Below are 22,296 nucleotides of genomic sequence, written 5' to 3'. Positions count from 1 at the left end.
GGCGATCGGCGAGGGCGCGGCGTGGTCGTCACACTCGGCGCTCGGTTCCGCGGCGGCATGTTTGCCGCGCCGCGCCGCGCGACCTCGTAAAAACCACGGTCCACGCGGCCCGAGCTCGATTTCGCGCGATTGGCGCGAACAGCGGCCCCGGCGGTTCGCGCGGCCCTCGGGCGGGCCGGCCGCGGCGCGAGCAGGGTCTGCGGCGCGACCGGCCGCCCCGCGCCGCCGCCGCGTTGCCGGTCGCGCGAGATGTTGCATGACAGCGGCGAGGACCGCCGCGATGTCCGACGCGCCCAACCTGTCCGACGACGACGAGAAGGGATGCCATCATGCGCTGCTGATCATCGACATGATCAACGGCTTCGACTTCCCCGACGGCGAGCGGCTGAGACCGCAAGCCGAGGCGGTGGCCGAGCCGATCGCCGCGCTGGCCGCTCGCGCGCGGGCGGCCGAGGTGCCGGTCATCTACGTCAACGACAACTTCGGCCGCTGGCGCTCCGACTTCCGCCGCGTCATCAAGCACGTCCGCGCCCACACCCCCGGGGCCGCGATCGCCGAGCGGCTGGCCCCGCAGGAGCGCGACTACTTCGTGCTCAAGCCGCGCCACTCCGGCTTCCTCGGCACCTCGCTCGAGGTGCTGCTGGGCCACCTGAAGACGCGCTGCCTGATCCTCACCGGCATCGCCGGCGACCTCTGCGTGCTGTTCACCGCGGTGGACGCCTACATGCGGGGCTACGAATTGCGGGCGCCGGGCGACTGCATCGCCTCGGTCGACGAGGCCAACAATCGCCGGGCGCTCGAGCTGCTCCGCGAGTCGATGCGCGTCGACACCTCGCCGGCGGAGTCGATCGACCTCCGGCGCGAATCGTAGGACGGCGCCGCCGGCGTCGAGGCGACGCGCGGCGGGCCGCTCGCGGACCTCACGGATCGATCGGGTCGCCCCAGGACGCGACGTTGCCGAAGCCGACGGAGCCGCTCTCGTCGTCGCCGACCTTGACCTCGTTGAGCAGCTCGCCGCCGAGGGCCGCGCCCTGGAGGATCGCGCCGATCTCGATGCCGGTCACGACCCACTGCGGGTCCTCGTCCTTGTAGAGCGAGGCCGGGTCGAGCGAGCCGTTCAGGCCCGGCGGCAGCAGCTCGACGCGCAGCTGGGCCGACTCGGCGTCGAACACCTGCAGCACGCCGTCGCGGTGCTCGTCGAACTCGAGCCCCTCGGTGACGAAGTCGAAGCCGACGTCGATCTCGAGGCGGTCGGCACATTCGCTCGGGATGCCCTCGCCGCCGAACTCGGGGTTGATCTCCGAGTCGATCCAGCGGACCTCGCCGGCCTCGTAGCGCAGCTCGACCGTGAGCGGCAGCGTCACGCCGCGCCACGCGTCGGACAGCGACAGCGGCTCCTCGCTGAAGGTCAGGAGGGTCGAGCGCGGGCCGAGCTTGTCGGCCAAGAACGCCTGGGCGGAGATGCCCAGCGGCGTCTCGGCGTCGACGGCGAGCACCGAGGGCGTGTCGATGCACGCCGAGCTCTCGCCGTCTACCGGGCCGGTGGTGTCGCCCGGACCCTCGGTCGGGTCGCCGGTGGTCGAGTCGCCCTCGGTGGTCGAGTCGGTCGCGACCGGCTCCTCGCCGGTCGGGTCGCCGGTCGGATCGCCCGCGGTCGAATCGGTGCCGGAGCTCTCGGTGGTCGGCTCGTCGGTCGTGCTGTCGATCGGAGTCTTGTCGGGGTTGCAGGCGAACAGCACCGCCAGCGACAGGGCCATGGGGGACAGGATGGGCTTCATCATGACGTGCATTTCAGGGGAGTGGTTAAGCAGCGAACGGTTACGAAATGACGATAGCATCCGGCCACCGGGGGACGCAAACACCAACCGGTGTGATCGACGCCTCACGGGGTCCGTGTCGGCCGAGATGCACCCGCGCGGGGAAGCGCGCCGACGTCTGCGCGTGCGATGGGCGTGCCGCGACTTCGAGGCCATACCGCGGCAGAAATGTCGTGCCCGCGAGGCTGGCCCCAGCGACCTCGCGATGCCCCCATCACGGTCGAGCCCGTCACCTCGTCGAAGCTATGTACATTGTCGTCCTGGGCCCGAACACGGCGGGGCCTCGCCGCAAAAAAATCGCAGGTGCGTCGATCGATCCTGCGGGCTCCGGGGCTGCCCGCAATCCGGGGTCACGAGGGCCGGCGAGGCTGCGCCGATCGACGAGCTCCCGGCCGCGGCTGGTCCCGACGCGCGAAGTCGACGCGGTCCACCTCGCCCGCCGGCGCCCGCGGCCGCCGCACGCGCACGAGCCCGGCGAGCGCGCTCGGGATGGGGCGCCCCGGCGAGCGAGGGACCGCGAGTGGGTCGCCGGAGCGGCCTGAGCGGCCGCCGACGCCGACGCCGGGCTCGAAACGCGCCGAGCACTTCTGCGCGACGCGGCTCGCGCAGGGCGTGGTGCTACCATTGAATCGCATGCCCCGGCGAATCGCAGGACCCCCGTTCCGTCGCTCGCTCCGGGTCCTGGTCGGGTTCGCGGCGTGGTCGGCGTATTCGGCGCCGGTGGTCGCGGCGGCCGAGCAGCCCGAGGTCGTCGAGTTCCCCTCGGCCGACCGGCAGCGCACGGAGCTCTCGGGCTACCTCTACCGGCCCGCCGGTCCGGGGCCGTTCCCCGCCGTGATCGCGCTCCACGGCTGCGGCGGGCTGTTCGCTCCCGGCTCGCGCGAGCGCTTGTCGCCGCGCCACGACGACTGGGCCGAGCGGCTCGTCCGGCAGGGGTATGTCGTGTTCTTCCCCGACAGCTTCGGCCCGCGCGGCGTGCGGAGCGTGTGCAAGATCCGCCCGCGGCCCGTCACTCTGGGTCGCCGCGCCCGCGACATCCAGGGCGCGATCGCCTGGCTCGCGCGTCGCTCGTTCGTCGACCCCGACCGCCTGGCCCTGCTCGGCTGGTCGCACGGGGCGACCTCCGTGATGAACTTCGCCGGCAAGCGGAGCGTGCGGGACGCCGACGTGCGCCTCGCGGTCGCGTTCTACCCCGGATGCCAGCGTTTTTTCGACGATCCGAAATGGCGGCCGAAGATCCCGCTGACCATTCTGATCGGCGCGGACGACGACTGGACGCCCGCCGAGCCGTGCCGCCGGCTGGCGCAGCGGTTCCCGCGGAAGATCACCCTGGTCGAGTATCCGGGCGCGGTGCACGGCTTCGACGCGCCCGACCAGCGGGTCCGCCTGGTCAAGGGCCTGGCGTTCACCGCCTCGGGCACCGGCGAGGCGCACACGGGCACCGAGCCGGAGGCGCGCCGCGAGGCGATCCGCGCCGTCAAGCTGCAGCTCGGCGAGGCGTTCGGGCGCGATTGACCGGGCTGTTCGCGCGCGTCACCGCGACCCCGGCGAGAGGCCGCGCGATCGTTCGTTGCGATGACGACACGAGCGCCGCTTCCGCGGCTCCTTGCGCGCAAATTCCGCGAGATCGATCGCAACGAGCCGACCTCGGCGAGCGTGCCTCGCTCGATTCCTCGTCGCCGAAGGCCGCGCAGGAAATTGCCCGGTGCTCACGGTCGATCGCGTCGTCGCGTCAGGGCTCGCACGCGACGGCCTGCGGCGTGACGGCGACCACGTTGGTGTTCGCGCTGATCCCGAAGTCGATCATCCCCGTCAGCGTCTTCGTGGCGAGGTCGATCTCGTAGACCCCGTCGTTGCCGGGGATGTCGCCGGTCGGCACGTAGGCCCGCGCGTCGTCGCCGCTGATGTCGACGTCGCGCGGATCGGCGCCGGCGGGCAGGGCCAGGCTGGTCGTCGTCAGCGCGCCGGTGTCGATGAAGTGCACGGTCGAGTCGTCCTCGCAGGCGACCACCACCAGCGCGCCGTCGGACGTGATGTCGATACCCCACGGGTCGTTGCCGACCGACACGCTGGCCTGCACCTCGAGCGTCGCGACGTCGAGCACGTGGACGACGTCGAGCCCGCGGTCGGTCACGTACAGGGTCGAGCCGGAGGGGTCGACCCGCAGGTCCCACAGCGAGTCGCCGAGCGGCTTGCTCGTCATCGCCTCGGTGATCGGGTCGAAGCGGATCAGGTTGCTCTCGTACCAGTCGACCAGATGCACGACCCCGGTGCACGGATCGAGGGCCGTCTTTCCGCCCTCCATCCCGGGCGGCACCGCGATCGCCTCGATCACCGAGTACGTGGCCGTGTCGATCAGCACCAGCGCGCCGCTGTCGCGCGCGCTGACGTAGGCGCGCGAGCCGTCGGCGTTGAACGACACGTCGACCGCGTACTCGCCCACGCCCGTCAGGCTGATCTGCTGCGTGAGCTGCCCGCTCGCCGTGTCGAGCACCTTGACGCCGTCGCCGACCGCGCCGACGACCCACACCTCGGCGCCGTCGGGCTTGATCATCGCGTCGTACGGGTAGCTGGCCTCGGGCAGCAGGCTGACCGGCGCGCCGACGACCTGCTGCGCCTGCGGGTCGAAGATCACCAGCGAGTTGTTGCCCGACATCCCCGCGTAACCGAACCCTTCCTCGACCGGGCCGCCGGTGTCGGTGTCGGTGGTCGTGCTCTCGCCCGTGTCGGTGCTCGTCGTGCCCGTCGTCGTGCCCGTCGTCGTCGTGTCCGTCGTACCGGTCGTCGTCGTCTCGTCCGTCGTGCCCGTCGTGCTCGTCGTGCTCGTCGTCGTGTCCGTCGTCTCGCCCGTGCTCGTCGTGCTCGCCGTGCTCGTCGTCGTGTCCGTCGTCTCGCCCGTGCTCGTCGTGCTCGTCGTGCTCGTCGTGCTCGTCGTCTCGTCGGTGGTGGACTCGGTCGCCGACACCTGCCCAGTGGTCGGGTCGGTGGTCCCGGTGGTGGTGGTGCCGGTCATCCCGGTCGTGGGGACGCCGGTCTCGGTCGGCGTGACGTCGTCGGTGGTGGTGCCGACCCCGGTGGTCGAGCCGGTCGAGGTGGACTGGCCGTCGCTGTCGGTGACGACGACCGAATCGTCGCCGCAGGCCGCCGCGAGGGCGACCGAGAGGAGGAGATTTCGTTGAATGCGCATGCCTTCCTTCAAGGCGCCCAGCATAGGGCGCCCGTCCCGGCGATGGGGAGGGTGCGGCACAGGCGTCGATCGCTGCGCGGCCTGCGAGGCATCGCCGCAAGCGTCTCGGGATCCGTCCAGCCCGAGCTGCGAAGAGCGCGCTGCGATCCCGAACACGCGGCCCGGACGCCGGCGACGTGCCGTCGAGCTCGCTGTCGGCTGCAGAGAGCGCCTGGGGCCGCGAAGACCCACGCCGTCGCCCAACGCCCCCGCCCGCGATCCCGGGCACACCGCGCTCCGCTCGCGGCTCCAGGCCGGCGATCGAACTGCACTGAAAGACATGTTTTCATGGACATGTCCAAATTACCAGATGATGAAGCGATTCGAGGCAGCACGAGGCATCGCGGACGAATGAGCCGTCGCGGCTCCGCGTACGGCTCGCCGGTCCAGCGCGCGTTCGTCGATGGGGACCGTCTTCGTCCGCGGGCCTTCGGGTCGTCATTCCCTCCGGCCGCAGGTCGGCTTAACGTCGACGTGTGCCGAGCGACCGACGTTCCGTGAGCCCCTGGATCGCCCTGCTCCTCGCGGGCGCCGCGACGACAGCCTCGGCAGCCGAGCCGCTGCACGAGCCGTTCCGCGTGATGACGTACAACGTCCGCCAGGTCAACGCCGCCGACACCGGCGCGTACACCTGGGAGAACCGCAGCCCCGGCGTGATGCAGGTGATCGCGGACAACGACCCCGACATCTTCGGCGTCCAGGAGTCGAGCAGCGAGGTCATTCAGGACGACCTCGTCGCCGCCTTCGACGCCGCCTACGATCGGTTCCAGCCGACCAACGGCAGCCCGAAGACGATCTTCTTCCGCCGCGCGCGCTTCGAGCGGCTGATCGCGCCCCCGGAGGACGGCCAGGGCATCATCACGATCCCCAACCCGTACGCCGAGGATCACGCCTGCTTCGACAACGCCAACGGGCGGACCGCCGCGTGGATCAAGCTGCGCGACCTCGTGTCCGGGCGCGGCTACCTGATCGTCAACGCCCACGTCGCCCACGGCGCCGACTGCTACCAGGCCCGCAACATCGCCGCGAACGCCCTGCACGAGTTGATCGCCGCCCAGTCCGAGGGCCTCGGCGTGGTCCTGTTCGGCGACCTCAACGCCGATCCGCAAAACCCGGGCGCCTCCGACGACGACGACATCGTCGAGCTGCTCGAGGCCCCGCAGCCCGGCTACCGGCTGGCCCGCTCGGCCCGTCACTCCGGCGACACCACCGCCGACACCGCCACCTTCAACAGCGCCTGGAAGGGCCCGAGCGACAATTTCTCGCGCCTCGACTACATCTTCACCGCGATCGCCGACGCCACCACCTATCACCAGAGCGTCGACCGGCGCGAGGTCGATGGCATCACCCCGTCCGACCACTTCGGCGTGGCGGCGACGATCCGGACCGCGCCGTTCAGCCCCGACCCGCTGCTCGACGACCGCGGCGACGGGCCCGGGGCCTCGCTCGCCTTCGCCGACGTCACCGGCGACGGCGCGGCCGACAAGCTCGTGTGGGAACTCGGCGGCGACGCCCTCTTGCGCGTCTATCCCAGCGACGGCGCCGGCCGGTTCGGCGACCCTGTCGTCGGCGGCGACGTCGACGGCGGGCTGTGGTTCGCCGACGTCGACGGGGACGGCTGCGCCGACCGCATCGATCGCGACCCTGACGACGGCGCCCTCCGGGTCGGCCGCGCCCTGTGCGACGGCAGCTTCGACGCCTCCGCGGCCCGCGGCGACGTCGTCGCCGGCGCCGGCGCGCGGCTCTACTTCGCGCGCCTCGACGCCGACGGCTGCGCCGACCGCATGGCCTGGGACCCGGGCGGCTCCGGCGGCAAGACCCGGGTCGCGCTGTCGCGCTGCGACGGCGGCTTCGAGCCCGAGCTCGTCAACGACGACCCCGGCAGCAGCACCCACGAGGACGCGCGGATGGACCTCGCCGACGTCAACGGCGACGGCCTCGCCGACAAGATCGTCTGGGACCCCGAGGCCGTCGAGGGGCGCACGCGGGTCTACGCCGGCCTCGGCGACGGCAGCTTCGCCTTGCTCGCCGAGCACACCGGCGGGACCAGCGGCGTCGCGGCCTCGCGGTTCTTCCACGCCGACGTCGACGCCGACGGCCACGCCGACAAGCTGTTCTGGCGCCACAGCTTCCGCCAGGGCCACCCGCAGCTCTACCTCGGCCGGTCCGACGGCTTCGACCCGCACCCGATGATGGTCAACGCCGGTCCCAGCGAGTCCGCCGACAACCGCTACTTCCTCGCCGACATCGACGCCAGCGGCTCGCACGACCTCATCGCCTGGGACGCCGGCGAGGGCGGCGCGACGCGGGCCTACCTCGCCCTCGTGCATGCCCCCGCCCCGCCCGACCCGCCGCCCGACGACACCACCGGCGACGCACCGGCGACGACCGGCGACGCACCGACGACCGGCGACGCGCCGACGACCGGCGACAGCACCGAGAGCGCGGGCGAAGGCGGCGAGCCGCCGACGACCGACCCGAACCCGCCGGGGACCACCGACGCCGCGAGTGGTACGGGCGGCGCCAGCGACGGCGGAGCCACTGCCGACGGCAGCGACGCTGGCTGCGCCTGCACACAGACCCGGCGACCTGGACCCATCGACGCTGCGTTGCTGCTGCTGTTCGCGCTCGGAGCACAGCGTCGACGACGTTCGCGGTAATTACCAGCGCCGACCGACGACTCCCTCGATCCGCCTCCGGCATCGCGGCTGTTGCCACGGCTCGCGAACCGAGAAGCACATCTCGAGCGCCTGGCCGACGACCCCGCGGAGGACGAACATCAGCGCGCGGTCCAATTCATCGTGGCGGATGCGCATGCTCCTGAGCGCTCGAATTCACCGCTCGCTGCGCTGTCGACGGCCCCATGGGGCGCCCCGGGCCTGCCCCTCGGGCCAGGCTCCGGCACATCGCCGGCCGACTCGCGGAACTCCACGACAAATTCGAGGCACGTCGGTTGCTGCCGGCGCCCATCGACGGACGCATCGACGAGCCGCGCGCGGATGCCCTGCTCCGGCCTCGCCGCTGCACCTCGAACATCGGACCTGAACATGAAGACCAACTCGAGCATCCACCCTGGTGCGATTCGACGCACGCTCCCTGTTGCCGTCGCCATCGTCGCGGCCGCGGCTGCCTCTGAGGCCCGGGCCGCTCCGACGCTCCAGTGGAGCACCTACTACGGCGACAGCAGCGCCGAGTTCGCGCATGATGTCACTTTCGACAGCAGCAGCTCGCTCGTCACTGTCGGCTCCACATCTTCGACGAACGGGATCGCCGGGGCCGCGAGCGGCAACGTCGCCCACGACGCGTCGTTCAACGGCGTCTGGGACGGCTTCGTCACCAAGTTCGACCTCGCCGGCAACCGGCTGTGGGGCACGTACTACGGCGGTAGCGAGTACGACGACTTGACCAGCACCGCGACCGGCGCGAACGACCGCGTCGTCGCGGTCGGCTTGACAGAATCGAGCAACGTCAACAATCAGGTCGCCACTGTCGGCGACACGACGCTCGGCGGAACGCAAGACGCATTGATCGTCGTCTTCAACGCCAACGGCTCCCGCGCGTGGGCGAGATACCTCGGGGGCAGTGGGATCGACGGGGCGACGGGTGTCTGCGTCGGCACGGATGGCGCGATCTACGTCGTCGGCGTGAGCTCGTCGACCGACCTCCCCACGACGGCCGCGTCGCACCAGGCGAACATCGCCGGCATCCGAGACGCGTTCATCGCCAAGCTCTCGAGCGCCGGCGCGCTGCAATGGGTCACCTATTACGGCGGCCCGAACCACGAGACCGTCGCCTCCGACTGTGCCGTCGACGCGTCGCACAACGTCTACGTGGTCGGCTGGACCTCCGCGAGCAGCGGAATCGCCGAAAACGGCTGGGATGAGACGTTCACGGGCGTCTACGACGCCTTCCTCGCCAAGTTCGACACCTTCGGGGCACGCGTCGAGGCGACCTACTACGGCGGCTTCCACTCCGATTCTGCCCATGCGGTCGACCTCGACCCCGACGGCAACATCTACGTCGCCGGGATGACGCAATCGCCGGACACCGACCTCGACCTGATGGACACGATCGGCACCTCCCTGCAGGGCGCCGAGGACGGCTTCGTGGTCAAGTTCGACGCGGACATGGATCGTGTGTGGGGTCGCTACTACGGCGGTGCCGGCGAGGACCGTCTCCACGACCTCGACTACCAGGACTTCGCAGTGCTGCTCAGCGGCCATACGAACTCGAGCGACAACATCTCGACCCCGGACGCGTTCTCGCCCGACCTCGACGGTCCGGTGGACGGCATGTTCGTCGGCCTCGACGCCAGCGACGGCGCCGAGTTCTATGCCACGTACCTCGGCGGCGACGGCGATGAAGGCGGCTACGGCGTCGCCGGGACGTGGGCACACGCGGCCGTCACCGGCTATACGGGCAGCACCGGCCTCGCCACGGCCGGCGCTCACGACACGACCTACAGCGGCAGCTCGGACGTGTTCTTGATGTTGATCCAACTGTTCGCGATGTAACCTGGTGGCAGGTGCACCCGGCCGCGCTCGTCGAGGTCGACGAAACCCTTCCCAAGGTCGATGCCGATGGCCACGCCGACGAGCCGTCGTCCCGTGTTCCGTCGCAGGGTTGGATTGGGCCGGTCTCCGAGCCAGTCTTGACAATCGCAATTCGCCCGCCTCACGGATCGACGCGGACGATCTCGTTGGCGCCGGCGTCGGCGTACCACAGGTCGCCCGCCGGGCCGATCGTGATCCCCATGATGCGCTTGGCCGGCGTGGCCATGCGATCGATCTCCTGGCCGTCGAGGTCGAACGCGATGATGTCGCCGGTCCCGTGTTCGGAGACCAGGAGCCGGTCCGCGAGCAGCGCGAGGCCCGACGGTTCGTCGAGGCCCTCGACCAGCACCTTCACCTCGGCGCCCTCGACCCCGGTGTACTCCGCGCCGTCCCAGTCGCCGGGGAGCGTGCCGATGTTCGTGCCGCTGGCGGTGTCGAGGCGGAAGATCCGTCCTGCCCCGGTGTCGACGACGTAGAGCATCCCGGTCGCGTGATCGAGCTCCATGTGGCCGGGGATGTTGCCCGTCCTGGTCACGGTCACGTCGACGTAGCGCGTGATGATGCCGTCGGAGTGGTCGCCGCCGCCGGGCCCGTGATCGCTCTGGAAGTCGTAGCGCACGATGTTGCCGTGGTGGCCGTCGAAGGCCCAGAACGCGTTGCCGGCCTCGTGGGCGATGCCCATGCACAGCGGGCTCTGGTGCAGCATGTCGAGGTGGCTGCCTTCCTGCTCGCCGGGCGGGAACGCCTGGCCGACCTTGGCGAAGATGTCCAGGTCGGCCGGCCACAGCGCCGGGCCCATGAAGTCATCCGGGTCCTGCGGCCCGACATTCCACTCGTTGCGCGACTCCTGGCAGGTCGCGAACGTGTTGTCGTCGGTGAACGCCGCCGACGACACGTACGCCATGAAGTGCTGCCCGTAGGCGTCGATCCGCTCCTCCGACGTCTGCTGCGCGGTGCCGGGCTCGAAGTAGATCACCACCCCGTGGCTCAGCATGTTGAACGTCCACAGCTGCTCGGGCGCGGCCGGGTTGAACTCGAGGTCGCGGACCGCGTTGAGGCCGTCCGCCGCGGTGCCGATCACGGTGAACGTCCCGCCGAACTCGGGGACCACGTGGGCCTCGCCGGTCGTGCCGCTGGTCGTCGGCTCGGTCGTCGGCTCGGTCGCCGTGCTCGTGCTCGTCGTGCCGGGCTCGCCCGTGGCCTCGGTGCCGCTCGCGTCGTCGCCCGGGTTCGGGTCGCCTCCACAGGACGCGAGCGAGAGCGAGAGGAGGAGCGAGAGCGAGAGGCGCGGCGACATCGCCGGGAGCATACACGACGCCCGCGAACGCTCGTCCCCTCGGGCCGCCGAAACCGCCGATCGAGGCCGGGGGATGCGCGGCGCCGCGGGTCGACTCCGGGCTGCGCGGGCGACGGGCCCCGCTGGGCCTGGTGCAGCGAACGCGCGCGAGCCCACAGCCGAGCCCGGTGCGCGACGAGCCCAGGGCGACCGATCGACTGTCCGAAGAGACATGTGCGGGCCGACTCGACGATCGCCATGACGTGTCCGAAAAGACATGTAGAGCATCGACCTCATCGCCATCGGCGACCTCGAGGACCCCGCGCGGGCGTGGGGAGTGGACCGCCTCGCCGCCCCTCGCGCTCGCATGCTTCCTCTCGGAAGACCGCGCCCGCGCTCATCGCGCCGCCTATTTTACCCGGAGGATATTGACCGAGAATATTTTCCGGGTATTATTCTCGCGTGGACCCGGAGCGCACCTATACCGCCTTCCTCGGCCCCCGCCGGATCGCCTCCGGCAGCGCGCGAGAGGTGCTGCAGCGCCTCGGCGAGGTCGGCGCGTGCGACGGGCCCGTCCTCGTCTTCGACGACCTCAGCGGCCACCAGGTCGAGCTCGACCCGCGGCTCGTCGCCGAGGAGCCGCCGGTGCGCGCCGGCCCTGGCCGGCCGAAGCTCGGCGTCGTCTCGCGGGAGGTCTCGCTGCTCCCGCGGCACTGGGAATGGCTCGAGCAGCAGCCGAGCGGGATCTCGGCGGCGTTGCGGCGGCTCGTCGAGGAGGCGCTCCGGCGCGACCCGGACGAGGAGCGGACCCGTCTCGCGCGGGAGGCCGCGCACCGGGTCATGACCGCGCTCGCCGGCGACCTCCCCAATTACGAAGAGGCCGCGCGGGCCCTGTTCGCGCGCGACTCGCGGCGCTTCGCGCAGCAGATCCGCCGCTGGCCCGCCGACATCCGCGACCACCTCGCTCGCCTGGTCGAGCGCGCATTCCCGTCAGGAGACGACCCATGAGCTCTTCCACGCCGGCCCGGACCCGCGCCGAGCAGAAGCGACAATACCGCGAGCAGCCGCGGCAAGCCGGGATCTACCTCATTCGCAACACCGTCAGCGGCAAGCTGCTGCTCGGCAGCAGCATGAATCTGCACGGCCCGCTGAACCGCCACCGCTTCATGCTCTCGATCGGGGCTCACCCGAATCGCGCGCTGCAGGACGACTGGCGCCGCCTCGGCCCCGACGCCTTCGAATTCACGGTCGCCGAGGTCGTGACCCCGCAGGACGAGGAGGCCGGCCCGCACGAGGACGAGCTGTGGCTGCTGGAACAGGTGTGGATCGAGCGGACCTCGCCGTTCGGCGAGCGCGGCTACAACCTCCACCCGCGGATCCGCGACGCCTGAGCGGCGCGGGGCTGCAGCGCGAGGACAGCGTCGACGCATGGCGATGACGCGAGCACGCCCGCGTCCGCCGGCCGTACGATCCGCGCGCGGCGACAGCGAGGGGTTCCTCGCCGGGCGGCGCCCGACCTGTTCGCGCGCACGATCGTGCCGGCCCGCGAGACCACTCGCGACGAGGGCCGCGATTTCAGTTGTCGCTGCCGCGCCCGTCGTGCTTGCATGACGGGCCATGCGTCGATATTTGCTGTGTTGGCCGTCCTTCGTCGTGTCCCTCGGATGGAGCGCGCTCGTCGCCTGCGACGGCGAGGACGGCGGTGATCCCACGATGGAGCTGCGCGACGGCCTCGGCGCCGAAGAACCTCCTCAATCGAAGCCGAAGCCGCCGCCGCCGACGCGCTCGCTGCCGCCGCGGCTGGCGAACCGCAAGTGGAAGCTCACCTTCAGCGACGACTTCAACGGGTGGGAGCCCGGCAAGGACCCGGATTGCTACGACAGCACCATCACCCCCGCGCGGTGCATGCAGGAGGGCTGGTACACCGGCCCCTGTGACCCGCAGTACCAGGCGCAGCTCGCCGACCTCGACAAGTGCGTGTGGATGGTCCACGACCGCTACAACCATTGGTCCTACCACGGGCCGAACGAGAACGGCGTCAACAAGCTCGATCCGGGCCTCGTCGCCGTGCAGGGCGGGAGCTTGTGGCTCGACGCGAAGATGGTGGCAAATCCGAACCTCTCGGCGCCCTGCAATGAGGCCAACCCCGACAACTGCCCGATCCTCTCCGGCGGCATCGAGAGCGCGGCGACCGGCGAGTGGGTCGGCCCCGAGTACGTGCTCGATCCCGAGTGCGACGTGAACGGCTTCTGCCAGAAGTACGGCCGCTTCGAGATCCGCGCCCGGATCCCCTTGCAGCCGGGGGCCTTCCCGGCCCACTGGCTCCTCCCCCAGCACGGCGACTACGTCGAGGACATCGAGATCGACATCATGGAGTCCGTGCACGACGGCGCGCCGCAGGTGCACAGCAGCGTCCACATGGATCCGGCCACCGCGCCCGGCGTCGACTATCGCATGCACTCGAAGCACTTCCACGTCGTCGAGCACGAGCAGCGCTACGCCGAGGAATTTCACACGTACGCCGTCGAGTGGACCCCGCAGTCCATCGCCTTCTACATCGACGATCTCGAGACCGGCCGCATGAACTACGGCGAGCCGCACCTGACGTACGTCGACGGCTCGAACCCCATCCAGTGGGTGCAGGACCACCTCAGCTACGCCCCGACGAAGCCCTTCTTCTTCATCCTCAACACCTCCGTCCTGCGCGCCCGGCTCGGCAAGAACCTCGCGAGCTTCACGCCGATGACCCACGAGATCGACTGGGTCCGCGCCTACGAGGCGTGCCCGCCCGACAGCGCCGATCCCGAGTGCAAGGTCATCGGCACCGGGTCGGCCGAGATCACCAACGACTCGTGGATGACCGTCGCCAAGTGGAAGCAGGCCCTGCGCGTCCTGGTGAAGGGCGACTTCAACGGCGACGGCGCCGACGACCTCCTGCTGCAGCCGCGCGCGCTGCCCGGCCACGCGACCTATCGCCTCACCGCCGACGGGCGCGGCCGCTTCGGCAACGAGGACAACCTCACCAACCTCTCGTGGATGAACGAGGCCAAGTGGTACGCCGGCTACCGCCAGATCCTCGCCGGCGACTTCGACGGCGACGGCGACCACGACCTGCTCCTGCGCCCCACCGGGCCGGGCCACGCCGCCTACCTGCTCACCGCGCTCGGGAACGGCTTCTTCGCCGACGAGCAGACCGTCACCAACAGCTACTGGATGAACGAGTCCAAGTGGTCGACGCAGTACCGCCAGGGCCACGTCGTCGACTTCGACGGCGACGGCCGCGACGACCTCCTGCTCGTCGGCGTGAGCAGCCCCCATCACACCTACCTCTTGCGCGGCCTGACCGGCGGCGGGTTCGCCAACGAGCAGACGCTGTCGCTGCAGTTCGGCACGGGCCTCGGCCACTGGACCGCCGACAACCACGAGACGGTGCTCGGCGACTTCAACGGCGACGGCGCGACCGACGTGCTGCTGCGCGGGCGCACCGGCGCCCAGAGCACGTTCTTGCTCAACAGCGACGGCGCCGGCGGCCACCTGCCGGTCGTCGACGTGACGAGCGCGTCCTGGATGAACGCCGCCAAGTGGGCGGACGCCTATCGCGAGGCCCGCGTCGGCGACTTCAACGGCGACGGCTTCGACGACCTGTTGCTCCGCTCGCGCCAGGTCGGCCACTCGACCTACCTCTTGGTGGCCGACGGCACCGGCGGCTTCCACCACGAGGTCACCCTCGACAACCAGTTCTGGATGACCCCGGTCCTGTGGTCGCACGAGCTGCGCGACGCCCACGTCGGCGACTTCAACGGCGACGGCGCCGACGATCTCCTGCTCCGCGGCCGCGAGTGGTACCCCGACAGCGGGCACGCGACCTACCTCCTGCCGGGCGGCGGGCCCGACGTGTTCCGCCACGCGCGCGACATCACCGACGAGCAGACCCTCAGCTATCGGCAGTGGTCGTCCCTCACCCACGAGCTGACCGTCGGCGACTGGGACGGCGACGGGACCGACGACATCCTGCTCCGCGGCCGCCAGGGCGAGGTCTTCTACGACGCGGCCATGAACCCGCAGGACATGGTCCGGATCACCGACGAGACCAGCGATCAGAGCTACGTCGTGTATCTCCCGCCGGCGCTGTTCCAGTGACGGGCTGCGCCCGTCGAGCGAGCGCGTGCGTCTCGCGGTCGACCCCGCGAAGGGCAGGATCGCCGACGGACGACGCCGAGCTCGCCCTCACGGCGCCGCCGCGAGCGCGTCGAGGCGGGCCTGCGTCTGCGCCGTGTCGGGGTGCGACGCGCCGAGCGTGCGCCGGCGGATCTCGAGCGCGCGGACCAGCAGCGAGCGCGCCGGGCCGAGCGCCCCCGCCTCTGCCCGCAGGGCCGCCAGGTGGCCGACCACCGTGGCCACGCCGAGGTGATCGGGGCCGAGGGTCGCCTCGGCCAGCGCCAGCGCTCGCTCGAGCTCGCGGCTGGCCGCCTCGCGGTCGCCGCGGCGGGCGTGGACCAGGCCGAGGGCCGTGCGCAGGCGGACCTCGATCGGGTCGCCGGTGTCGCGGCCGAGCGCGTTGAGGGCCAGCGCGCCCCAGCGCAGCGCCTCGTCGGTGCGGCTCTGGCCGTAGCCGATCGCCACCACCAGCTCGGTCCGCGCGCGCACCAGCGCCGACAGGTTGTTGCCGCGCTCGGCCGTCAGCGCCGCCGCGAACAGCGTCGCCTCGGCGGCCGCGAACTCGCCGGCGTGCGACTGCAGCGAGCCGAGCAGCACCAGCGCCTCGGCGGTGGTGAAGTCGTGGCCGAGCAGCTCGGCCTGGGTCGCCGCCTCGCGGGCGCGGGGCAGCGCGCGCTGGACCTCGCCGGCCTTGAGCAGCGCCGCGATCTCGTCGAGCCGGCCGCCGAGCGCCTGCACCTGCACCGCCACCGCCGGGTCGCTGGGCGCCACCTGCAGCGCCAGCTCCGGGCGCTCGCGGCAGGCCGACAGCGGCCGCAGCTTGACCGCCGCCTTGACCGCGTTGCCGAGCACCCCCTCGGCGTCCTCGGTGAACGCGACCACCAGCGCTCGCAGCTCGCCGAGGCCGCGGTCGAGGCACGCCAGCTCGAGGTGCACCTGCTCCTTCGCACCTGTCCCTTCCGCCTCGTTGGCAGCGCGGCAGGCCTCCTCGCGGGCCTCGGCCCACTCGCCGGCGTAGGCGTCGAGGCGGGCCGCCACCTGCGACCACGCCTCCACCGCCTCGGGCCGGCCGGTGGCCAGGAACGCCTGCCGCACCGCCGACCGCCGGCCCTCGCCCCACACCGCCGCCACCTCCGAGCCTGCATCCTTGCACAGGTCCTCGTGAACATGTTCTCCGCGCCAGGAGCCGATCGCCCCCGCCAGCAGCGCCGCCGAGCCGGCCCACAGCGCCACCGACCGGCCGCGGCGCCGCCCGGCCCGCTCGAGCGCGGCCAGCAGCGCCGCCATGTCGGGCCAGCGGCGGGCCGGATCGACCTGCAGCCCGCGCACGAGGATCCGCCGCAGCGACGCCGGCGCCCGGGCGCCCTCCGGCGACGGCGCGATCGCCCCGGCCAGCACGCGGGCGCGCAGCTCCTCCGCGGTCGCGCCGACGAACGGCCGCTGGCCCTGCAGCGCCTCCCACAGCGCCACGCAGAAGCTGAACTGGTCGCTGCGGGCCGACGCCGGCTCGCCGCGGTGCTGCTCGGGCGACATGTAGGGCAGCGAGCCGACCAGCGCCCCGGTCGCCGTCGAGATGCCCCCGAGGGCATGTCCTTGCAGCAATGTCCCGCGGGACATCGACGACGCCACCGCCTCGGCCGCCGCGTGGGCCAGGCCGAAGTCGGCCACGCGGGCGCGGCCGTCCTCGCCGACGAGCACGTTGTCGGGCTTGAAGTCGCGGTGGATGAGCCCGGCCTGGTGGGCCGCCCGCAGCCCGCGCCCGGCCTGCAGGAACACCTCGACCACCTCGCCGAAGCCGCGGGGCGCCTCGCCGAGCCACTGCGTCAGCGTGGTGCCGGCCACGAACTCCATGACCACGAACACCTGCTCGCCCCAGGTCCCGGCCTCGTAGACGGTGACCGCGTGCGGGCTGGAGATCCGCGCCATCGCCTGCGCCTCGCGCAGCAGGCGCTCGCGGCCCGAGCTGCCGACCCCGACGCGGTCGGGCCGGACCAACTTGATCGCCACCTTGCGCCCGAGCTCCGGGTCGAGGCCGGCGTAGACGACCCCCATGCCGCCGGCCCCGATCCGCTCGCCCACCACATAGCGCCCGAGCCGCAGCGCCGGCGCCGGCTCGCCGAGGAGCCGCCCGCGGACCTCCGCGAACAGGCGCTGGAACTCGAGCGGTCGCTCGCCCACGCGCGCATCAACGCCGTGATGGTTCGGCCCGGTCTCGACACCCATAGCCCGAGGACTCAAGACCATGCCTACCACCACGCACGAACCATCGGGTCTCATCGCCATCCGCGCGCTCGTCGACATGGAGCGCGAGCGACAGGACCGCGAGCGAACCGCCGCCGCCGCCCGCGAGGCCGCCGAGGCCGCTGCTCGCGAGGCCGCGGCGGCCCGGGCCCGCGCCGAAGAGGAGGCGCGGGCCCGGGCCGCCGCCGAGGCCGCCGAGGCCGCGCGCCGGGCCGAGGAGCGCCGGCAGCACGAGGAGCGGCTGCGCGCGGCCGAGATCGAGGGCCGGCTGCGCGCCAGCCAGGCGGCTCACCTGGCGCAGGTGCAGGCCGACCTCGACGCCCGCACCCGGTCGCGCTCCGGCGGCGCCGTCGGCCTGTGGACCGCCGGCGCGCTCGGCCTGGTCGGCCTGGGCCTCGCGGTGCTGCTCAAGGCCACCGCCGTGACCGCGCCCGCGCCGGTGCTCGCCCCCGCGGGCGACGACCCCTCGATCCGCGACGCCCGCCAGGCGATCGCGGACCTCCGCGCGGGCATCGAGGACATCGAGCGCCAGACCGACGCCGACCGCCGCGCCCTCCAGGACGCCCTCGCCCGCGCCGCGGCGCCGACCGTCGAGCTCCCCGCGCCCGCCGCCCCCGGGCGCCCGCGCCCGACCCCGCGCCCGACCGCCAAGCCGGGCGACAAGCCGGTGGTCGGCAAGCCCGGCGGGATCAAGATCTGCGACACCGACGACCCGCTGGCCGAGGACTGCTGAGGCGCCATGGAGACATGTCCGTCCGAACATGCTTATCGGAGCATGCGCGATCGGACATGCCCAAAAAAACATGTCCTCGCGCACTAGTCCCGCTTCGGCAGCCCCCGGGCCGACAGCTCGCGGACCCAGTCGTCGAGGCGGTCGACGGTCGACGCGCGCAGCGCCGGCGTCTCCGCCAGGCGCTCGCAGGCGGCGACGACGAGCAGCCGGGCCTTGCGCAGGCGGCCGTACATCCCGGGCTCGGACAGCCCGTACATGCGGGCCAGCTCGCCGGCGGTGGCGCCCTCGAGGTGGTAGAGCTCGAACGCGATCTGCAAATCGATCGGCAGCTCGCGCAGCGCCTGCAGCAGGATCGCCTCCTCGCGGCGGTGGGCCAGCGCGCTGGTGGGCGACGGCCCGAACCCGGCCAGCGAGTGCTCGATCGGGTCGAGGTGGTCGGCGTCGCGGCGCTTGCGGCGGAGGTGGGCCAGCAGCACCAGGCGGGCCGTGCCGAGCACGTAGGTGCGGAACGCCGACTCGCCGCGGAACCGCTCCTTGCCCTCGCACATCGCCAGGAAAGTTTGCTGGATCAGGTCGGCCGCCGCCTCCTCGCCGACCTTGTAGTAGAAGAAGCGGCACACCGCGTCGAAGTGGCGGGCGAGCAGCGAGTCCCCGGCCGCGCGATCGCCCGCGCGCCAGGCCGTGAGCAGCTCCTCGTCGCTCGTCATGATCGGCCTGCAGTATAGCGGCGCCGGCGGACGGCCGTCACGCCGGCTCGCGCGGCGGTCGAGCGGCTCGCGCTCCCCGCTTCATGCTGCCGCCGGCTCGATCCCGTACTCGCGGCGCAGGTCCTCGACCTGGCGGTCCATCACCGCCCAGAAGTCCCAGTGGTCGGTGAAGTCGACCGTCACCCGCGCGCCGCGGGCGAACGCTCGCACCACCTCGTCGATCGCGCCGGGCTTGTCGTTGTAGAAGCCGCGGGCCGGGTCGGCGAAGGCGGTCAGGCGCAGGCCGTGCTGGCCGTTGAGCAGCAGGAACACCAGCACGCTGAACGGGTCCTGGCGCTTGTAGCCGGCCTGGAACGCCAGCACGAGGCCCTCGCTCCGGTAGTCGGTGCCGTAGCCGCCGAGGATGTGCGACAGATCGTGGGACAGCAGCGATTCGGGCGCGCCGTGCTTCTCGCCCGGGAACTTGAAGGCGTTGGCCTCGTAGAAGCGCCACAGCTCCTTGCCCAGCGAGCCCTCGGGGTAGTGTGCCAGCGCCCGGTAGCGCTCGGCCACCGCGCGGTTCTCCCACAGCCCGGCGAAGCTGCCGAGGTTCTTGACGACGCCGAGGAGGCCCTGGTCCTCGTACAGCTGCCCCAGCGCCGGGCCGGCCAGGCTGCGGCGGACCACGTCGAAGCGCAGCGCCATCAGCCGCTCGGTCTGGAACTTGCGGAGCTGCGCCAGCGTCACCGACTCGACCGCGAACGCGGCCGCGAAGCGCTCGATCGCCTGCTGCTCCTCGTCCGCCACCGTGTCGCAGGTCAGCGTCAGCGTCACCATGCCGCCGATCAGCTGGGTGCGCAGCGCCGGGTCGTCGATCGCCGCCGCCAGCTCCTCGGGCGTGATCGGGCCGAGCGCGTCGAGGTCGTGGTCGGTGCGCAGCAGGTGCTGCTGGATCGCCCCCAGCGCCTCGCGGCGGATCGGCGTCAGCGGTCCGGCCGCGGTGAGTACGGTCTTCATGGCCCGGAGGCCGGCGCGGGCCTGCTCGTGCGTGGGAATCAGAAACGACATGGCGTGTTCTCCGTGCCCCCATGGTGCGCCCGCGCCGTCGCCCGCGCCTTGTCGCCGCGCGCCAACGATTTGTCGTCCCGCGTCACTCGCCCGCGCGCCCTCGATCTGCCGTCGAGGCCTTGTTCCCGTCACGCGCCCGTCCACGCGCGAGGGACTCGCCGTCACGACCCCTCGCGCTGTCGCCAGACCGACGGCACCGAGCCGGTCCAGCGGCGGAACGCGCGGGTGAACGTCGCCACCTCGGTGAAGCCGAGCAGGAACGCGATCTCCGACACCGTGCGCTGGCCCTCGCGCAGGTACCCGAACGACAGGTCGCGGCGCACCTCGTCGACCAGCGCCTGGTACGTCGTGCCCTCCGCCTGCAGCGCCCGCTGCAGCGTGCGCGTGCTGGTCGCCAGCGCCTTCGCGGTCGCCTCGAGCGACGGCAGCTCGCCGGGCAGCGCGCGGACCACGTGCGTCTTCACGCGATGGACCAGGTCGTCGCGGGCCGGCAGGCGGGCCAGGAGCTCGTCGGCGTGGCGCTCGAGCAGCGCTGCCAGCGACGGGTCGGCCCCGCGGACCGGCGCCTCGAGCAGTTCGGCGCGGAACTCGAGGCCGCTCCCGACCTCGCGGAACGCCAGCGGCGCGCCGAAGATCCGGCGGTGCGGTTCGATGTCGGCCGGCGGTCCGTGCTGGAACCCGACCCGCCGCGCCGCGAACGTCGGCCCGACCAGCGCCCGCGCCCGCAAGAACCACGTCGTCACCGCGTACTCGGCGAAGTGGCGCGGCGCGCAGGCCGTCCCGCGCAGGCGCAGCTGCAGCCGCGCCTGCCCGTCCGCGATCGTCAGCGTCAGCTCGGCGTCGTCGTGGTGGAGCCGTTGATAGCGCAGCATCCGCTCGATCGCCTGCCGCAGCGTCGGCCCCTGCGCGCACACGTAGTCGACGACGTCGAACGGCGCGTCGCACAGCAGCTCCGCCGCCCCCAGGCCGAAGCTCGGAGCGCCGCACAGCGCCGGCACCTCCTCCCACGCCCGCAGGAACAGCGCGTGGGGCACCCGCACGTGTGGGTCGACCAGCAGCGCCGGGTCGAACTCGAGCCGGCGGGCGAGCTCGTCCGGGGCGACGCCGAAGCGCGCCGCGCCGAGCACGCAGCTCCGGATCGCCTTGATGCACGCGGTGGACGGGGTCATGTCCACCGCCACTTCAGCGCCCCGGCGCGCGGCCGTCAATCGCCCGCGCCCGCCCTCTCGCGCGCCGCTCCTCGGAGCGCTGCAGGTCCGGCTCGATCGGCTCCGGCCGTCGGCCCTCGGCGCGCCGAGGCCCGCGTCCCTGGCGCGCAGCCGAGCGCGAGCGCCCGCCCCGGATCGCTCCCGGCCGCGGACCCCGCGACGCCCCATCACTCCAGGACATGCCCCGGAAGACATGCCCTGTAAGACATGCTCATTGCAGCATGTCCCTCAGAACATCCTCACACCACCGCCGCGGCACGCCTCGGCTCGCTGCGGCCACTACGCACTCGGGCCCGCGCAAGGAACCTCAGGCGCAGCGGCGGCCCGTGCCGCGGCGCGACGGGCGAAGTTCGTGGCTCACGTCGTTTGCCGCCGCAATTTGCCGACCGCGGAGGAACGAACCATGCAGAACGACAAACATCACCACCGCGGGCGCCGCCGCGGGCACCGCGGGCGGCGAGATCTGGGCGAGACGCGCGGCCTGCTGGCGCGGGCGATCGATCGCGTGCGCGCGTGGTTCGGCGACGAGGAGGCCACCTCTCGGCTGCGGCTCGACGCCAGGCGCAGCCGTCGCGACGCCCGGCTGCAGGCCCGCGCCGAGCGACGACAGCAGAAGCTGCAGCGGATCGAGGAGCTGAGGCGCAGCGGCAAGCGACGTCGGCGCGAGCGCACCCCCGAGGTGTTCCCGCACGAATTCGTGCCCTCGCCGCAGGTATGGCCGTGGCAGTTCATGGGCCGCGGCGCGCCGTGGCCCCCGAGCCCCCACGCGTATTATCAACAGGTGTTGCCGACCGGCGTGCGCGGGCGGCCCTTGCACCGGCGCGGGCGCTTCTCCGGCCACGGCCCGCGGGGCTACACGCGCCCCGACGCGCGGATCGTCGAAGACATCAACGAGGCGCTGACCTACAGCCCGCACATCGACGCCAGTGACATCGAGATCCGCGTCGACAGCGGCGACGTCGTCGTGACCGGCACCGTCGACGATCGCTACATCAAGCGGCTCGTCGAGGACCTGATCGAAGACGTCTCGGGCGTGCGCGACGTGCAGAACAACCTCCGGGTCGAAAGGCGCGACCTGCAGGGCGCCGGCGGCATGAACCGGGCCTCGGGCAGGCGCGACGACTTCGAGGCGACGCGCCGCGACATGACCGTCGGCCAGGACTTCGAGGACCTCGAGGTCAGCAACCTCAACACCGGCCAGGAGAGCTGCTCCCGCAAGGAGCGCGGCGGCAACGTCTCCGGCACGTGACAGCGTCCGCTGTTCGACCCGAACCGCCCGCGAGCGCCGAGACGGCGGCGCTGCGGTCGTCGCGCGGCTCATCGCCCGGCG

At 72.2% G+C, this 22,296-nt stretch carries 16 protein-coding genes; 9 read left to right on the top strand and 7 right to left on the bottom strand.

What is annotated here, in order from left to right; genetic code table 11:
* Positions 1-280: 280 nt before the first annotated feature.
* Positions 281-871 carry a cysteine hydrolase family protein gene (locus tag NAEX_RS34035; protein WP_096331645.1) on the top strand — a complete coding sequence of 197 codons (591 nt, stop codon included), beginning with the start codon at positions 281-283 and terminating at the stop codon, positions 869-871.
* A 49-nt stretch (positions 872-920) separates the two neighbouring features.
* On the opposite strand, the gene NAEX_RS34030 is transcribed toward NAEX_RS34035, so the two are convergent.
* Positions 921-1,781, bottom strand: a complete 861-nt coding sequence (locus NAEX_RS34030; RefSeq protein ID WP_143141042.1) for a hypothetical protein — start codon at positions 1,779-1,781, stop codon at positions 921-923.
* 669 nt (positions 1,782-2,450) lie between these two features.
* On the opposite strand from NAEX_RS34030, the gene NAEX_RS34025 reads away from it, so the two are divergent.
* Entirely contained in the window at positions 2,451-3,332 is an 882-nt protein-coding gene (locus NAEX_RS34025; protein WP_096331643.1) for a dienelactone hydrolase family protein, read from the top strand.
* 217 nt (positions 3,333-3,549) lie between these two features.
* On the opposite strand, the gene NAEX_RS34020 is transcribed toward NAEX_RS34025, so the two are convergent.
* Positions 3,550-5,016: a YncE family protein gene (locus NAEX_RS34020; RefSeq protein ID WP_143141043.1), complete on the bottom strand. Its 1,467-nt coding sequence runs from the start codon at positions 5,014-5,016 to the stop codon at positions 3,550-3,552.
* Positions 5,017-5,540: 524 nt separating this feature from the next.
* Here NAEX_RS34020 and NAEX_RS34015 point away from each other — a divergent pair.
* Complete coding sequence (locus tag NAEX_RS34015) at positions 5,541-7,703, top strand: FG-GAP-like repeat-containing protein (protein ID WP_096331641.1); 2,163 nt, start codon at positions 5,541-5,543, stop codon at positions 7,701-7,703.
* A 387-nt stretch (positions 7,704-8,090) separates the two neighbouring features.
* On the top strand, positions 8,091-9,557 hold the full coding sequence (locus tag NAEX_RS34010) for an SBBP repeat-containing protein (RefSeq protein ID WP_170136221.1): 1,467 nt from the start codon (positions 8,091-8,093) through the stop codon (positions 9,555-9,557).
* A gap of 160 nt (positions 9,558-9,717) precedes the next feature.
* Here NAEX_RS34010 and NAEX_RS34005 read toward each other — a convergent pair whose 3' ends face one another.
* Positions 9,718-10,893, bottom strand: a complete 1,176-nt coding sequence (locus NAEX_RS34005) for an NHL repeat-containing protein (protein WP_143141044.1) — start codon at positions 10,891-10,893, stop codon at positions 9,718-9,720.
* Between the two features lie 441 nt (positions 10,894-11,334).
* On the opposite strand from NAEX_RS34005, the gene NAEX_RS34000 reads away from it, so the two are divergent.
* From NAEX_RS34000 to NAEX_RS33990, 3 genes are all read left to right on the top strand, one after another.
* A complete protein-coding gene (locus NAEX_RS34000; protein ID WP_096331638.1) occupies positions 11,335-11,880 on the top strand; it encodes a DUF2239 family protein in 546 nt (181 codons plus the stop codon).
* Positions 11,877-12,263, top strand: coding sequence for a GIY-YIG nuclease family protein (locus NAEX_RS33995; RefSeq protein ID WP_096331637.1), 387 nt, complete (start codon positions 11,877-11,879; stop codon positions 12,261-12,263). The genes NAEX_RS34000 and NAEX_RS33995 overlap by 4 nt, the downstream gene beginning before the upstream one ends.
* Before the next feature lie 262 nt (positions 12,264-12,525).
* On the top strand, positions 12,526-15,012 hold the full coding sequence (locus tag NAEX_RS33990; protein ID WP_170136220.1) for an FG-GAP-like repeat-containing protein: 2,487 nt from the start codon (positions 12,526-12,528) through the stop codon (positions 15,010-15,012).
* A gap of 87 nt (positions 15,013-15,099) precedes the next feature.
* Here NAEX_RS33990 and NAEX_RS33985 read toward each other — a convergent pair whose 3' ends face one another.
* Positions 15,100-17,208 carry a serine/threonine-protein kinase gene (locus NAEX_RS33985; RefSeq protein WP_177326003.1) on the bottom strand — a complete coding sequence of 703 codons (2,109 nt, stop codon included), beginning with the start codon at positions 17,206-17,208 and terminating at the stop codon, positions 15,100-15,102.
* Positions 17,209-17,272: 64 nt separating this feature from the next.
* On the opposite strand from NAEX_RS33985, the gene NAEX_RS33980 reads away from it, so the two are divergent.
* Complete coding sequence (locus tag NAEX_RS33980) at positions 17,273-18,004, top strand: hypothetical protein (RefSeq protein ID WP_143141045.1); 732 nt, start codon at positions 17,273-17,275, stop codon at positions 18,002-18,004.
* An 83-nt stretch (positions 18,005-18,087) separates the two neighbouring features.
* On the opposite strand, the gene NAEX_RS33975 is transcribed toward NAEX_RS33980, so the two are convergent.
* The 3 genes from NAEX_RS33975 to NAEX_RS33965 form a co-directional block, all read right to left on the bottom strand.
* Complete coding sequence (locus NAEX_RS33975) at positions 18,088-18,711, bottom strand: RNA polymerase sigma factor (protein WP_096331633.1); 624 nt, start codon at positions 18,709-18,711, stop codon at positions 18,088-18,090.
* A gap of 81 nt (positions 18,712-18,792) precedes the next feature.
* The gene (locus tag NAEX_RS33970) at positions 18,793-19,758 is read right to left on the bottom strand and encodes a glycoside hydrolase family protein (protein ID WP_096331632.1); all 966 of its coding nucleotides are present in this window, start codon (positions 19,756-19,758) and stop codon (positions 18,793-18,795) included.
* Between the two features lie 161 nt (positions 19,759-19,919).
* On the bottom strand, positions 19,920-20,927 hold the full coding sequence (locus tag NAEX_RS33965; RefSeq protein WP_170136219.1) for an AraC family transcriptional regulator: 1,008 nt from the start codon (positions 20,925-20,927) through the stop codon (positions 19,920-19,922).
* A 442-nt stretch (positions 20,928-21,369) separates the two neighbouring features.
* Between NAEX_RS33965 and NAEX_RS52410 the strand changes: the two genes are divergently transcribed.
* On the top strand, positions 21,370-22,215 hold the full coding sequence (locus tag NAEX_RS52410; RefSeq protein WP_211302524.1) for a BON domain-containing protein: 846 nt from the start codon (positions 21,370-21,372) through the stop codon (positions 22,213-22,215).
* Positions 22,216-22,296 lie beyond the last annotated feature (81 nt).

It is taken from the genome of Nannocystis exedens (assembly GCF_002343915.1).
GTDB classification, from domain to species: domain Bacteria; phylum Myxococcota_A; class Polyangia; order Nannocystales; family Nannocystaceae; genus Nannocystis; species Nannocystis exedens.
This window is presented reverse-complemented; position numbering and strand designations above follow the sequence as displayed.

Excerpts from the sequence above, each read along its gene's own strand:
- NAEX_RS33995 (WP_096331637.1), top strand. The coding sequence starts at position 11,877 with ATGAGCTCTTCCACGCCGGCCCGGACCCGCGCCGAGCAGAAGCGACAA.
- NAEX_RS34010 (WP_170136221.1), top strand. The coding sequence starts at position 8,091 with ATGAAGACCAACTCGAGCATCCACCCTGGTGCGATTCGACGCACGCTC.
- NAEX_RS34030 (WP_143141042.1), bottom strand. The coding sequence starts at position 1,781 with ATGATGAAGCCCATCCTGTCCCCCATGGCCCTGTCGCTGGCGGTGCTG.
- NAEX_RS34005 (WP_143141044.1), bottom strand. The coding sequence starts at position 10,893 with ATGTCGCCGCGCCTCTCGCTCTCGCTCCTCCTCTCGCTCTCGCTCGCG.
- NAEX_RS34035 (WP_096331645.1), top strand. The coding sequence starts at position 281 with ATGTCCGACGCGCCCAACCTGTCCGACGACGACGAGAAGGGATGCCAT.
- NAEX_RS33965 (WP_170136219.1), bottom strand. The coding sequence starts at position 20,927 with ATGACCCCGTCCACCGCGTGCATCAAGGCGATCCGGAGCTGCGTGCTC.
- NAEX_RS33980 (WP_143141045.1), top strand. The coding sequence starts at position 17,273 with ATGCCTACCACCACGCACGAACCATCGGGTCTCATCGCCATCCGCGCG.
- NAEX_RS34025 (WP_096331643.1), top strand. The coding sequence starts at position 2,451 with ATGCCCCGGCGAATCGCAGGACCCCCGTTCCGTCGCTCGCTCCGGGTC.
- NAEX_RS33970 (WP_096331632.1), bottom strand. The coding sequence starts at position 19,758 with ATGTCGTTTCTGATTCCCACGCACGAGCAGGCCCGCGCCGGCCTCCGG.
- NAEX_RS33975 (WP_096331633.1), bottom strand. The coding sequence starts at position 18,711 with ATGACGAGCGACGAGGAGCTGCTCACGGCCTGGCGCGCGGGCGATCGC.
- NAEX_RS52410 (WP_211302524.1), top strand. The coding sequence starts at position 21,370 with ATGCAGAACGACAAACATCACCACCGCGGGCGCCGCCGCGGGCACCGC.